At 52.5% G+C, this 14,050-nt stretch carries 13 protein-coding genes; 11 read left to right on the top strand and 2 right to left on the bottom strand.

Annotated features, from left to right (window positions below):
* Together FFS57_RS19845 and FFS57_RS19850 are read left to right on the top strand one after the other, a co-directional pair.
* Positions 1-647, top strand: a 647-nt coding sequence (locus FFS57_RS19845; protein WP_212749167.1) for a hypothetical protein, incomplete at its 5' end; no start/stop codon positions are given.
* 3 nt (positions 648-650) lie between these two features.
* Positions 651-983, top strand: a complete 333-nt coding sequence (locus FFS57_RS19850; protein ID WP_137939566.1) for a hypothetical protein — start codon at positions 651-653, stop codon at positions 981-983.
* A 230-nt stretch (positions 984-1,213) separates the two neighbouring features.
* On the opposite strand, the gene FFS57_RS19855 is transcribed toward FFS57_RS19850, so the two are convergent.
* Positions 1,214-1,465, bottom strand: a complete 252-nt coding sequence (locus FFS57_RS19855) for a hypothetical protein (RefSeq protein ID WP_137939567.1) — start codon at positions 1,463-1,465, stop codon at positions 1,214-1,216.
* On the opposite strand from FFS57_RS19855, the gene FFS57_RS19860 reads away from it, so the two are divergent.
* From FFS57_RS19860 to FFS57_RS19885, 6 genes are all read left to right on the top strand, one after another.
* Positions 1,451-2,353 (top strand): RHS repeat-associated core domain-containing protein, encoded by a 903-nt coding sequence (locus FFS57_RS19860; RefSeq protein ID WP_137939568.1) that lies wholly within the window; start codon positions 1,451-1,453, stop codon positions 2,351-2,353. The genes FFS57_RS19855 and FFS57_RS19860 overlap by 15 nt on opposite strands.
* Before the next feature lie 7 nt (positions 2,354-2,360).
* The gene (locus tag FFS57_RS19865; RefSeq protein WP_137939569.1) at positions 2,361-2,939 is read left to right on the top strand and encodes an SMI1/KNR4 family protein; all 579 of its coding nucleotides are present in this window, start codon (positions 2,361-2,363) and stop codon (positions 2,937-2,939) included.
* Positions 2,940-3,108: 169 nt separating this feature from the next.
* Entirely contained in the window at positions 3,109-4,323 is a 1,215-nt protein-coding gene (locus FFS57_RS19870) for an RHS repeat-associated core domain-containing protein (RefSeq protein WP_502705931.1), read from the top strand.
* Between the two features lie 14 nt (positions 4,324-4,337).
* Positions 4,338-4,640, top strand: a complete 303-nt coding sequence (locus FFS57_RS19875; protein ID WP_137939571.1) for a hypothetical protein — start codon at positions 4,338-4,340, stop codon at positions 4,638-4,640.
* Positions 4,641-4,830: 190 nt separating this feature from the next.
* Positions 4,831-5,049: a hypothetical protein gene (locus tag FFS57_RS19880; RefSeq protein ID WP_137939572.1), complete on the top strand. Its 219-nt coding sequence runs from the start codon at positions 4,831-4,833 to the stop codon at positions 5,047-5,049.
* Between the two features lie 213 nt (positions 5,050-5,262).
* The gene (locus FFS57_RS19885) at positions 5,263-5,718 is read left to right on the top strand and encodes an Imm26 family immunity protein (RefSeq protein ID WP_171014089.1); all 456 of its coding nucleotides are present in this window, start codon (positions 5,263-5,265) and stop codon (positions 5,716-5,718) included.
* A gap of 263 nt (positions 5,719-5,981) precedes the next feature.
* Here FFS57_RS19885 and FFS57_RS19890 read toward each other — a convergent pair whose 3' ends face one another.
* Complete coding sequence (locus FFS57_RS19890; protein WP_137939574.1) at positions 5,982-7,367, bottom strand: hypothetical protein; 1,386 nt, start codon at positions 7,365-7,367, stop codon at positions 5,982-5,984.
* A 542-nt stretch (positions 7,368-7,909) separates the two neighbouring features.
* Between FFS57_RS19890 and FFS57_RS19895 the strand changes: the two genes are divergently transcribed.
* From FFS57_RS19895 to ybiA, 3 genes are read left to right on the top strand one after another with little or no spacing between them, the layout of a single operon-like run.
* Entirely contained in the window at positions 7,910-10,654 is a 2,745-nt protein-coding gene (locus FFS57_RS19895) for a M16 family metallopeptidase (RefSeq protein WP_171014090.1), read from the top strand.
* 52 nt (positions 10,655-10,706) lie between these two features.
* Positions 10,707-13,475, top strand: coding sequence for a M16 family metallopeptidase (locus FFS57_RS19900; RefSeq protein WP_137939575.1), 2,769 nt, complete (start codon positions 10,707-10,709; stop codon positions 13,473-13,475).
* Positions 13,472-14,020 carry a riboflavin biosynthesis intermediates N-glycosidase gene (gene ybiA / locus FFS57_RS19905; protein ID WP_137939576.1) on the top strand — a complete coding sequence of 183 codons (549 nt, stop codon included), beginning with the start codon at positions 13,472-13,474 and terminating at the stop codon, positions 14,018-14,020. Before FFS57_RS19900 ends, ybiA begins: the two co-directional genes overlap by 4 nt.
* The last annotated feature ends 30 nt before the right edge of the window (positions 14,021-14,050 follow it).

Consider the following 14,050-nt stretch of genomic DNA (forward strand, 5'->3'; position numbering starts at 1 on the left):
TGTCTTCCTATGTGAACAACTCGGGGCCAGTCATGGGCTCAGGTGGGCAGAGTCTCCGTGCCAATATGGAGACAATGTCTGACTGGAGCCAGCCTGCATGCGGGATTGGTGATCTATGTGCAGGGAATAACTTCCGCAATGAAGCGGGTGTTGCCACCTTCAAGCTAAGGTACGATTCCCGTACCAATACCTTGAAGCAGCAGCCTAATGAGGCTCAGCTGACGACAGGCGGCGGTGAAAGCGCGGTAAGTCGATACTATAAGGATGTGCTGGACAATACTGCGGAGTGGCATGCAAATTCAGGAACAAATAATGCGGCAAAGAGCAGTGGTGATGGAACGACTCGGTTATGGCGAGCAGTTGAGCCGAATGAGTTAAAAGATGTATTGAGGTATGGGGATTACAACATTCATCCTAATTCCACCTTCAAACGATTTGCATTTGATGAGGGTTCGCTGGACGCGTTTATCAAGGCAAATCCTAGCAGGTCTTATACCAAGACGTACATTGATTTGCAGAGCAGCAAGCTTAATGAAATGGTGCACCATGGTGATCCTGGTGGCGTGGGTCGTGCTGTTGGGATTGACGTATTTGAAAAGCCCGAGTTCTATAAGTGGTTTAATAAAGTACATATTAAGGGAAGGTGATGTGTGAGAGCTTATTGTGCGAAAGCGATTGTAATATTTTTCTCCCCTATGAATGGTGGAAGGCCAGCAGTTCCCGTTGATAGTGGTTACGCACCATATCTTAGAGCAGGCGTTTTTCCAGATGATATGCCAGTTAGGATCAATGGGATGCCTAGTCGGGACGGTCAATATGATGTGAAGTATGAAGTTGAGATTGAGCTTATGTATCACCCAAAATTTGATTATTCACCGCTGAAGCCAGGGGAAAAATTTAGTCTAATAGAGGGGGTGAAGATTGTCGGAGCCGGTGAGATTATTTCGTCAATCTACGAAAGGGTAAATGATGAATACTATTAAGACGTCTATTCATGAAGGCATCATCTTTGAATCGTAGGGGTCAAAATCGTAGGGGTCAGAGTGGTTGATTTCGGCGGATAACTGCCGCCATCGGCGAAGTACTGGCCAGCTACCAATACGACCCGAACGGCAACCTGACCCTGAAAACGGTCGGCAATGTCAAACACGCCTTCCAGTACAACAGCCAGCAACAACTGACCCAGATCAATCTGGACAGCGCCGCGGGTACGCTACTGGGCAGCTACCGTTACAACGCCGACGGTAAACGCATCGGTCGCACAGATGGCGCCGGCAGTCAGGATTACCAGTATCTGGGTGATGACATCATCGCCGGTTACCCAACCGGGCAATACCAAACCCCGCTGTGGCGCACCGTGCACGGCGGTGCTACCGATGACCCGCTGCTGCGTATTACCAGTCAGGGCACCCAGACCTACCATGGCGATGGCTTGGGCAGCATTGTTGGCATGAGCAATGCGCAAGGCATGCTACAGGCATGGCAACAGTTCGATGCCTGGGGCAATCGCCTCAACGGGCAGGGCGACATTCCGCAGTATGGTTACACCGGAAGAGAACCGGATGTGGCCGGGCTGATCTACTACCGGGCAAGGTGGTACGACCCGAGTATCGGGCGGTTTACGCAGCGTGATCCGTCAGGTTTGGCCGGGGGCTTGAACCCGTATGCCTATGTGGATGGTGATCCAATCAACTTGATCGACCCAAGTGGGTTGACGTCCGCGAAGCCGCAACCGGTCAGGCAGACCAGCTATGTCAATTCGCCACTGGCCGTACAACCCGGCAAGCAGATGTTGACTTCGATGATGGCCAATTTTGAGGCCAGACAGGTGCAAGACAGCCAAGCTGCGCTTGACCGGGCCCAGAGCGCGGCTGATCATTGGGTGCAAAAGCAACAGGAAACAGGCAATCCCCTCTACGCAATACCGGGGGTTGTTGCCAGTGCGTTGGCTAATCCAGATACGATAAATCGACTGGCGATGGTGTTGTCGATTAGGGGAGCAGGTCCGAAAGGTTTACCGGTACATCGGGTTAGTAAAAGCGCCACTCCGGAGATTGCGGCGAACACGCAACGCGCGCTCGATCAAGGAAAGCCAAGTGTGCTGACTAGAATTGAGGACCGGTCACAAATTCGTCAGAATCGTCGTGATGCACTTAGAGGTCAACCCGCCGCTGGCCCAGGTCGATCATTAGATGAGTATCCTTTTGCTAGTTGTGCTCAGGGTGGTGCGGGTGCTTGTGTCGCTTCGGTGCCAAGTCGTGAACAGAATATTCAAGGTGGCCAGCTCTCGAATTTCTACCAACAAAACAATATTAGAGCTGGCGACAGATTTAAGGTCGAAGTAGTTGATTGAGGTCAAAATGAGTGATATGCGAGAAAAACTTATCGAGATCTACAATACGCTTGCTCTTTGGGGTAGGCCTGTCGTAAATCTCTTACAGCCCGGAATGGAAAAGAATGCGGCTAAATCTTTAGTAGCCGATACAGGATTGGTTCTGACTGATGACATATATGAGCTATATGAATGGAGAAATGGTACGAAAGTTGTACCTGGCACTATTCTAGATGACCTTCACTTCTTCCCAGGTTTCTATTTCTTGTCATTGGAAGATGCACTGACCAGCTATCAGGCATTCAAGGATGATGATCGTTGGGATAAATGTTGGCTACCTCTCTTTGCAAATGGCGGAGGTGATTTCTACGTTGCTGATTTGTCCCTGCCGGCAAACGGGGCGTCACCAGTCAGAGGCTTCATGATTGGCGAAATTAATCACCCTATAGAATATGAAAGTGTTGGATCGATGATCAAAACATTGGCGCTTTGCTATCGAAATGGAGCCTATTACCTAGATGCGGATGGCAGATATTTGGAGGCAAATGACAACGAACATGCTCTGATAGCAAAGGTGAATAACCCAAGTGTTTTACTTTGGCAGTAAAATTATGAGTGTTGTAGCGATATCTAGGTGAGCTATGGAGCTATCTTATTGCTATATCGTTAAAGACTAGATGAATCGTAGGGGTCAGAGTCGTTGATTTCGGCGGATAACTGCCGCCAGCGGCGAGGTACTGGCCAGCTACCAATACGACCCGAACGGCAACCTGACGCTGAAAACGGTCGGCAATGTCAAACACGCCTTCCAGTACAACAGCCAGCAACAACTGACCCAGATCAATCTGGACAGCGCAGCGGGTACGCTACTGGGCCGCTACCGTTACGATGCCGACGGCAAGCGCATCGGCCGCAGCGATGGCGCCGGCAGTCAGGATTACCAGTATCTGGGCGACGACATCATTGCCGGCTACCCAACCGGGCAATACCAGAATCCGCTGTGGCGCACCGTGCACGGCGGCGCCACCGATGACCCATTACTGAGGATCACATCCCAAGGCACCCAGACCTACCATGGCGATGGTTTGGGTAGCATCGTCGGGCTGAGCAACCATCAGGGCCTGCTACAGGCGTGGCAACAGTTCGATGCCTGGGGCAATCGCCTCAACGGGCAGGGCGACATTCCGCAGTATGGTTACACCGGAAGAGAACCGGATGTGGCCGGGCTGATCTACTACCGGGCAAGGTGGTATGACCCGAGTATCGGGCGGTTTACGCAGCGTGATCCGATTGGGTTGCAGGGGGGCATCAACCCGTATGGGTATGTGGATGGCGACCCGATCAACAACATTGACCCGGATGGGTTGAAGTCGGCACCGGTCCAAGCGGTCCGGACCAGCACCCCATACAGCAGCGGTGTGCCGGCCATGGGGGCGGGTGGGCAGAATCTGCGGGCGAACCAACCCTCTACAGGCGCAGCTTTGGGTTCTGTCGGGTTGGATCTGTTGCCGGTCGTTGGCTCCGGCAAATCGATCCTTCAAACCATTACAGGCCAAGATTTGGTAACCGGCGAAAGTGTGAATCGCTGGACAGAAGGGGCTGGTATCCTTTTAGGGGTGGTACCCGGCGGTAAGCTGCTCACCAAAGGTAAGTCGCTGGCGAAGGCTGTGAGTGGTGGGGAGAAGGCGGCAAAGGGTAGTAAGAATTTCGTTGATGGTTTTCGCGCGGTTTCGAAGGCGGAGGCTGACGACATCGCGAAGCATGGCTTCCGGCCGGATCCATCTGGACGCTCAATGGGAGACAAGTGGTTCTCGGAAACGAGACAGGGTGCTGAGCAGTTTCGTAAGACCTATCCTGACTTGCAGGAGATTGTGAAGACCAGAGTTCCGCGGGATGTCTACGACCGAAGCTACAAACATTCCAACATTGACAACACTGGTCCTGGGTTCTGTGTTCAATGTGCGGACCTCGGACTTCTACCGAAGCCTTGAACGGAGCGCCCGTAATGAAAACTGATTTATTGATTGACTTTGTGTGGATTCCATCGGATCTGGGTGGGCATAGCGTAGACCCGTATTCAGGAATGCGTCTGTCGATCCGCTGGCAGCGGTATCTCGAAGCTCACTTGCAGTGTATGCGAGATGTTGAATGCCAAGTGATGACTTTTGACTCAATCACGTCAAGAGGTAGAGCTCTGTGTGTCTTGTCTGCGGAAGCTGAGCTACCAGCAGAGTGGCTGCAGGAAGGGCAATTGGTCGAATTGCTCAATGGGTTCCGTGTTCTCGCAGTGGGGAAGGTCACGTCGTGATAGACCGGTGACTTGTGGCAGATGAGTGAGTTTCCATCCTCTAGACATTTTGTGCTTGTTAGTTTGAGATGGCTAATTGACAAACCGACCACGGCACCCACGGCAGGGCTAACGTGCTACAGAGCGAGTTTTTAAGGGTGATGTTGATTTAACCGGTAGAAACCCGACTTTTCATGGAAATAGGTGATTTATGTCTAGAACTATAGAAGTTGATTTGAGTGAAGTTAGAAGAGTGTTTGATCTATTTGAAAAAATCAATGGCTTGTTCCACCAGCCAATGAGATATAGGGATGTCGATCTTGTTGCCAAATTTGCAGATGAAAACTATTCTGAAATTAAAGACCTTTATTACAAGGTTGTATGGGGGTGGTTACCCGAAGATGTTAAAAATGAAATAGATAACGAGTAACTGTCAGGTCCCGAGAGATTGCGTTGTTTTTTTAAAAAATAATTCCGGGTGAGTGTGGGCCCTGTCCAAGGTCGGAGCAATTGCAAATTGAGAAGAATGGCGGGGCACAATCTGAAGGTGGTGCATCTGGGAATGCCATAAATGGAATTTCTTCAAGAAACGAAGCCATTGTTTGAATCAAGCAATAAATGAATTTTGGGGTTAAGAATTATTGTGAGAAAAGAAAAGGAAGGTTCATTATTTAGGATTAGTTTGGGTGAGGTGGATGCTTTTGTGCGAGTACTGCCAAACATGCAGATTGCTGTCTATGCAATTTCAACTCCCTCTAATGAAGAGATAAATCTTGATGAGATATATTCAGCATCAATATTGTTCGTTATTACGGTAATGAAAGCTGCATTTGCTTCAGAGGGCTGGAAAAAAATTGATCATCGGAAACTTGACGCTGATCTTTCTTTGCCGCGAAACTATTTCATTAGAGATAGGATAACGGGTGAATATTCTATTTATTGCAGTTCAACTGGGGAAATTAGTAGCTCAGATTATGAAACATGTCGTTCGCTAGAAGCTGCTGCCGTATGGGAGGCAAAGCACGTAGAGGATAGAATCCGCGACACACTGTCAGGACGTCCCAATATGTGGGCAGAGAGCTTGAAGGCTATTCCGTAATTTGATGGAATCGTAGGGGTCAGAATCGTAGGGGTCAGAGTGGTTGATTTCGGCGGATAACTGCGGCCAGTGGCGAAGTCCTGGCCAGCTATCAATACGACCCGAACGGCAACCTGACCCTGAAAACGGTCGGCACGGTCAAACACGCCTTCAAGTACAACAGCCAGCAACAACTGACCCAGATCAATCTGGACAGCGCCGCGGGTACGCTACTGAGCCGCTACCGTTACGATGCCGACAGTAGCGGCCCATCCTGCTAGTGTTTACCAGCGTCCGCGATAGGTTTCTTTGCAGACGTGAACCAGCTCCATCTGAACCAGTTCGTTACCAGGCTTACCATCGCGCCGTGGTGTACCAGGCAGTTCAACTTGGTAATAGATCATGGGTTTGCCGCTACTGTCTTTGATCTGGCGACCGCTGTTGTATTCGATGGTCCAGTGGTCGGCTGGGCGGCTGAGTGTGGCTTTGTCTTCCTTGGCTGCGCCGTAGCATTCCGGCAAGGTTACCTTGGCATAGTAACCACCAGTGGGTGTGGTGGTGACAATTTGATCCAGCAGCTTCTGATAGGCTGTGCTGCCCAATACGTCCACATAGCTGACCAGAATCCGGACTGGAACCCCAGCCCCCACATTACGGTTGGATGCATCTTTCACCGACCCACCGATCTGCAATTCTCTCGCTACTTTCAATACGCCCGATTCAACCAGGTTGGTCAGGTTTTCCGCGCTCCATGCATTCCAGTCAAAACTGGCTGCTGGTGTTGTGCTGTGTAACTTGTAGGTGGTTGCGGTGACACCATCCTTGTTACGAACACGGACCATTACAAAACGTTGTTCCGGTTTGCCATCGGCAGCAGGTATGGTGTCGCTAGGTGGTAGTTGATAACGTTTGCCATCGTTGGGCAAGGTTGCCCAGTTGCCGTTGGCCTGTTTCACCTCGGCGGTTTGCGGGCCTTCAAATTGCACCAGGGTATGGTTGATCCTTTTCGGGATGTCGATTCGATAGAAATCGATATCGGAGGCGTTATCCAGGGTGCCTTGGATGGTTCGGTTGGTGCTGATCAGACTTGGGATATCGATCCGGTCATTCGGTTCATAGGCATCGAACTGGGTGTAACCAAGTATCCCAAAGGTGTAGGGTTTGCCACCGGTACCACTTTGCCCCTGAACGGCCAGGAAATAGCGTCCCGGCTCCACCACCTTGTGCAGGCTGCGGCTGGCGCTAGTGCCAACCTGGCTATCGAGCAGCACATGATTGCCATCGTCTTTGGCCTGCAGCAGGTAGGCAGCAAAACCTGCATCCGTCGGCATGTTGATCAGGATGGCATCCAGCTTGGTTTTTTGCGATATCACCAGTTGAAAGCACTGTAATTCGTTGGTAGCCGGGGTATTGAGGTCATAGGCCTGATTGAGTTGGATTTCCTGACATCCCTGATTGGCGGGAGCCGGGTCTGCCGCCAGTGCGTGGGCAGCAGGCTTGGTCAGTGGCTTTGGGGCACCCAGCATGCGCAACCGATCCAGGCTGGTTTTGGCCAGCTCGGGGTTGGGGATGACGGATTTACCTGTGCTGGGTACTGTCAGTGCATGGGCTGACAGCATGGTGGACGCAATCAGGCCCGTACCAATCAGAACAAGACGGAAACGATTCATAAGGCGCTTTCAGGTTGAGGCACGCCTCACCGTTGATAGCCCAGGTGCTGACGAGGTGATTCAATACATGATGAAACCATCTCGACAGCACCTGACATAACCCGGCGAGCACATGCTGATCGAACAGACTCTGCCCGATGAGGCAGACCCGTGTTTGCAAACTTGCAGGCTGATTGTGTGGTTGAGTATTGAAAATACAGCTTCAACCAGAACAGGCTGCAGGTAGAACATGCTTTTGTGTGCATTCGTTATTTGCAAACACGGTGTATTTTTCGCCGTTTCCATTCACAAATCATGCAATCTCCAAACAATTGCTTGCAAAAATATGCATGTCTATGATGGGTATGATTTTGTGTGGGAAAAAAGCACACGTGGTTGAACTTGTTGCCTTCTGCCTTGTCTGTAGATGCTTGGAAGCAAGTGTCACCCGTTGTTCAAATACGTTGCTGCGCAATGTTGGCAAGTAACGTTAAACTGCAAATTCGAATAACGGATAACAAGGCCTATTCGGGCCACATTTGGGAAAGAGAATCAAGGTGCAAATGAAACATCTCGCGCTGGCCGTGCTGCTGGCATTGAACACCGCAACATTGCCTGTCATGGCTGCTGCTTCGTCGACTGCATCTAAACAGGCTGTACCAGCTGGCGTGCAGCAGTTGACTTCGGCTGAGGGCATCACTGAATACCGTTTGCCGAATGGTTTGCGTGTGCTGTTGGCACCCGATGCCTCGAAGCCGACTACTACTGTCAACGTTACCTATCTGGTGGGTTCACGGCATGAGAATTACGGTGAAACCGGCATGGCCCATTTGCTGGAACATCTCTTGTTCAAAGGTACGCCCAAGCATCCGAACATTGATGTGGAATTCACTCGTCGCGGCATGATGTCGAACGGTAGTACCTGGTATGACCGCACCAATTACTTTGAAACTTTCGCTGCCAACGATACCGATCTGGAATGGGCACTGAAGATGGAAGCCGACCGTATGGTCAACTCTTTCGTCGCCCGCAAGGATCTTGATAGCGAAATGACCGTGGTCCGCAACGAGATGGAGGCGGGGGAAAACGATCCGTTCTCGATCCTGTGGCAAAAAATGGCGGCCACTGCCTATCAGTGGCACAACTATGGCAAGGACACCATCGGAGCCCGGGCTGATGTGGAGAATGTCAGCATTCCGCGTCTGCAAGCTTTCTATCGCAAGTACTACCAGCCGGATAATGCTGTACTGGTGGTCTCCGGCAAGTTCGATACTGCCAAGGCACTGGCTTGGGTGCAGCGCTACTTTGGTGCCGTGAAGAAGCCGGTTCGTGTTCTTGAACCGACTTACACCCGTGAGCCAGTGCAGGATGGCGAACGTGAAGTGGTGCTGCGACGTGCTGGCGATGTGCAGATTGTCGCTGCGTTGTATCACGCCCCGGATGGTGGTCATGTCGATTCAGCTGCTTTCCAGATGCTGATGCAAGTGTTGGGTGACACGCCCAATGGGCGCTTGCATAAAGCCTTGGTCGAGAAAAAACTGGCCAGTGAGGTCTATGGGTTGAGTATGTCGTTGAACGAGCCCGGTTATGGCATGGCTGGCGCCAAACTGCGGGTGGACGGGGATCGTGAGCAGGTTCGTCGCACCATGCTGGAGGTGCTGGAGAATATTGCCAAACAACCCATTACCGATGCAGAGCTGGATCAGGCTCGTGCCAAATGGCTGAATGGTTTCGACAAATTGATGAGCGACCCTGAACAACTGGGGACTGCGCTGTCAGAGACCATCGCACAAGGTGACTGGCGTTTGTTGTTGCTGACACGTGACCGGATTGAAAAGCTGAAAGTGGCCGATCTGCAGCGTGTGGCCGAGTACTACCTGAAGCCATCCAATCGGACATTGGGCCAATTTGTGCCCGAAACCAAGCCAGTACGTGCAGATGTGCCGCCCAAAGCTGATCTGAAAGCGGCGTTTAAGGATTTCACGCCGAAACCACCGGTGGCACAAGGCGAAGCCTTCGATCCAAGCCCTGCGGTGATTGAAGCACGTACTCAGCGCACAACGTTGCCAAATGGTATGAAACTGGCGCTCTTGCCAAAGAAAACACGTGCCGAGTCGGTGTCGGTTTCATTCGGGTTGATGTTTGGCGATGAACAATCGTTACAGGGGCAGCGAGAAGTGGGTGGCATGTTGGCAACGTTGCTGACCCGTGGAACCCGCACCCTGAATCGTGAGCAGTTGCATGCGGCTTTCGACAAGCTGAAAACCAGTTGGCACTATCAAGGTGGGGCAGAAGGCGGTGTGCTGATGCTACAGACTACGCGCAGCAATCTGGCGGAATCGCTGAAACTGGTGCGTGATATGTTGCGTGACCCAGCCCTGAGTGCCGAAGAGTTTGAACGTGCCAAGCACGAAGCAATCGGTGCGCTGGAAGAGCAGCGAAGTGACCCGTATGCGGTTGCCTCCAACGCTCTGCATCGCCAGTTCAATCGCTTTGCCGCAACGGATGTGCGTTATCAGCCAAGCTTTGACGAATCGCTGACCGAATTGAACAAGCTGCAGTTGCCACAATTGCAACAGTTCTACCAGCGTTTCTATGGCGCGAATCATGCGCAGATGGCCGTGGTAGGCGACTTCGACGCAGATGCTGTCCGTCACCAACTGGCGCAGTTGTTTGGTGACTGGAAGAGTGCCGAAACCTATCGCCACATACCACGGGCGTTTGATCCGGTGAAAGCGGAAGAGCTGATTATGCCGTTGAAGGACAAGGCGAATGCAGTGTTCATGGCATCGTTGCCGCTGAAAATGACCGATACCTCGCCGGATTATGCCGCACTGGCTGTCGGCAATTACATCCTGGGGCAGGGGTCTGGCCTGAGTTCGCGCCTGATCAATCGCTTGCGTCAGCAGGATGGCATCAGCTATGGTGCAGGTTCGTCGCTGCATGTGGATGCGACCGATGATGCAGCTGCACTGCAGATCTCGGCAATCTACGCACCTGAAAACCTGCCCAAGCTGAAGGCAGGGGTGACGGAAGAGTTGGCTCGGCTGATCAAGGATGGTGTCACGGAGCAGGAACTTCAGGACGCCAAGGCAGGTCTTTTGCAGAACTTCAAGCTTGATCGTGCACAGGATCAAAGTCTGGCCTATGCGCTGATCGATCAGCTGCACGAAGGCCGCACCATGAAACAAGTGGCTGAGCTGGAAGCCAAGATCAGTAAGCTGACACTGGCCGACGTCAATGCTGCGATCCGCAAGTACATTGATCCGGCAAAATTTGTGAAGGTGTATGCCGGCGAATTCAAATAACCGGTGTGTGGCCGGCCTGCCGATCAGGCCGGCTCATGACCGAATGGATGCTATGAGAATCAAATCTATTACCTTTGCCGTCAGCTTGTCGCTGGCGGCTTTTTTCTTGCCGCCTGTCCATGCCGCCCAGATTCTTATTCCACCGGGCGTGACGTTTCAAACCGAAGTGGAAGGCATCAGCGAATATCGTTTGGCTAATGGCCTGCGGGTGTTGTTGGCACCAGACAACAGCAAAGCCACCACCATGGTCAATGTGACCTACTTGGTCGGATCACGTCATGAAAGTTATGGCGAGACCGGAATGGCCCATTTGTTGGAGCATCTGGTCTTCAAAGGCACGCCTGATTTGCCGGATGGCCAATTGGTACAAGAGTTGACGCGCCGGGGAATGCGTTTCAACGGGACTACTTGGCTGGATCGTACCAACTATTTTGAGACCTTCCCCGCCAGCGACGACAATCTGGATTGGGTGCTGAAGATGGAAGCCGACCGGATGGTCAATTCCTTTATCGCCCGTAAGGATCTCGATACGGAAATGACCGTGGTGCGTAACGAGATGGAATCCGGCGAGAACAGCCCGGGGCGTATTCTCTCGCAGCGTCTGCGGGCAACCGCCTACCAGTGGCATAACTATGGCAAGGATACGATTGGTGCCCGATCCGATGTCGAAAACGTGCGTATCGAGAATCTGCAGTCGTTCTACAAAAAATACTACCAGCCTGACAACGCGGTATTGGTGATCACAGGCAAATTCGAGCCTGCCAAGGCGTTGCAGGGCGTGCAGCAGTATTTTGGCCGTATTCCGAAGCCCAGCCGGAAATTGACGACAACCTATACCGTAGAACCGCCACAGGATGGCCCGCGCGAGGTGTTCTTGAAACGGGTGGGTGATACCCCGTTGCTGGGGATGGCTTACCATGTACCGGCAGCGACTCATCCGGATTTTGCGCCAATCAGCTTGTTGATGGATATTCTGATCGATACCCCAACTGGCCGTCTGCATAAGGCCCTGGTTGAAGGCAAGCTGGCGACCTCGGTCGGAGGTAACGTGTCGCCCACAATGGAGCCAGGGTTGGCCCAGTTTTTTGTGAGACTGGGTAAGGATCAGTCGCCCGAGGTGGCTCGCAAAGCATTGCTGAGTGTTGTCGAAGGCCTGGCCAGTAAACCGGTGACCGAGGATGAACTGAAACGAGTCAAGACGATCAACCTGAACCAATATGAGCAGATCCTCAACGATCCGGCTTCGTTTGGCCGTGTTCTGTCTGAAGCGATTGCGGCTGGTGATTGGCGTTTGTTCTTCTTGGGGCGGGATCGGGTTGAGACCACCACCTTGGATGAAGTGCAACGGGTTGCCACCACCTATCTACTGGAAAACAATCGTACCTTTGGTCAGTTTATCCCCACTCAAAAGCCTGAACGTGTCGCCGTACCGGTTGCACCTAGCATTGCCAGTCTGGTAGACGGTTATCGGGGGCGAGCGGCCGTGGCAGCTGGTGAGGATTTTGATGCCAGTCCGGCCAATATCGAGAAGCACACGAAGCGCTTTACCTTGAAAAATGGTCTGCAGGTATCGATGTTGCGCAAGACCACACGTGGCAATACTGTCAATGGTACGTTGGTCATCCATTTGGGTGATGAACAAAGCCTGCGTGGCAAAAAAACCACGGGTGAGATGGTGGCCGGATTGCTTCAACGTGGTGCTGCGGGTATGAATCGCCAGCAGATAGCCGACAAGTTGGATGAACTGAAGGCTTCGTTATCGATTGGCGGGGATGCGACCTCAGTAGGTATCGGCTTCCAGGCCCGGCGTGATACGTTGCCGCAATTCCTGACTTTGTTGCGCGACATCCTGCGTAAACCGGATTTCCCGGAAGCCGAGTTTGAACAGTTCCGCAGCGCATGGCGGACCAGCCTGGATGCCGGCCGTACCCAGCCCAACACATTGGCACGGCTGGCCCTGTTACGTCATGCCAATCCGTATCCGCCAGACGATGTGCGCTATGTGAAGGATTTTGATGAGCAATTGAAAGCGATCAACGCGGTTGAGTTGTCTGATCTGGCTGCTTTCCATCAGCAGTTCTATGGCACCAGCCATGCGGAAATCGGCCTGGTGGGTGAGTTTGATGAAGCCAAAGTACGTGACCTGCTGCCCAAACTGTTTGGTGACTGGAAAGCGAAGTCACCCTATCAGCGTATTACCATGCCTTATCAGCCACAACCCGCGACGGTGATCCAGTTGGAGACCCCGGATAAGGCCAATGCCAATTATCTGGCTGCATTACGTATTCCGTTACAGGATGATTCGCCGGACTTTGTGCCATTGGCTGTCGCCAACCGGGTATTGGGCGGCGGGGGCATGAAGTCACGCCTGGCAGATCGGCTGCGGCAGAAAGAAGGCCTGAGCTATGGTGCGGGCTCCAGTTTGTCCGCATCTTCGTTTGAACCCAATGGCAGCATCAGCCTGTACGCCATCTATGCGCCACAAAATCGTGCACGTTTACAGGCAGCGCTGCAAGAAGAGCTGGAGAGGCTGTTGCGGGATGGCATTACTCAACAAGAGCTGGACGAGGCACGCAACAGCTTGTTGGAGGAGGCCAAAATCAGTCGGACCCAGGACGGTGCATTGGCGGGTGCGTTGGCAACCCATTTGTTGCTGAAACGAACGATGCAGTTTGCGATTGACCGAGAGGCGGATCTGGGACGCTTGACGGTGGATCAAGTGAACGCTGCGTTACGCAAATATCTGGACCCAGCCAAATTCGTGCAAGTCTACGCAGGTGATTTCGCCGGTAGTGCCAGCAAGCAGTTGGGGACGCCATGATGATCAATGATCGCGATAGCTTGTTGGCCTATCTGGCGCAGGGCCATACCGTGCAATTCCTGCACTTTTGGGGGCATCAACCCAATCGTGATGGCAGCGTCGGTAAAGGCTGCTTCAGTCAATGGTTTCCGGCACCTTTCGAGTTGAATGGCACGCGCTATGCTACGACTGAACACTACATGATGGCGGCGAAAGCACACTTGTTTGATGATGAACCGATTCGTCAGCGCATTCTGTCGGCGCCGACCCCCGCCGAGGCCAAGAAACTAGGCCGGAAAATTAGGGGCTTTGACGATACTGCCTGGCAGGCACACCGTTCTGATATTGTCGTGCGTGGTAATCTGGCCAAGTTTCGTAGTCACCCGCCCATGCAGCAGTTCTTGTTGCAAACTGGCGACAAAGTACTGGTGGAGGCCAGCCCTGTGGACGCCATCTGGGGGATTGGCTTGGCTGAAGATCATGTCAATGCCAATCGGCCGAGCCAATGGCCTGGATTGAACCTGTTAGGTTTTGCGCTGATGACAGTACGCCAGCACCTCCGTTGAAATCAGAATGGCCGGTTGGTCCGGCCAGTT

It is taken from the genome of Chitinivorax sp. B (genome assembly GCF_005503445.1).
Classification (GTDB): Bacteria; Pseudomonadota; Gammaproteobacteria; order Burkholderiales; family SCOH01; genus Chitinivorax.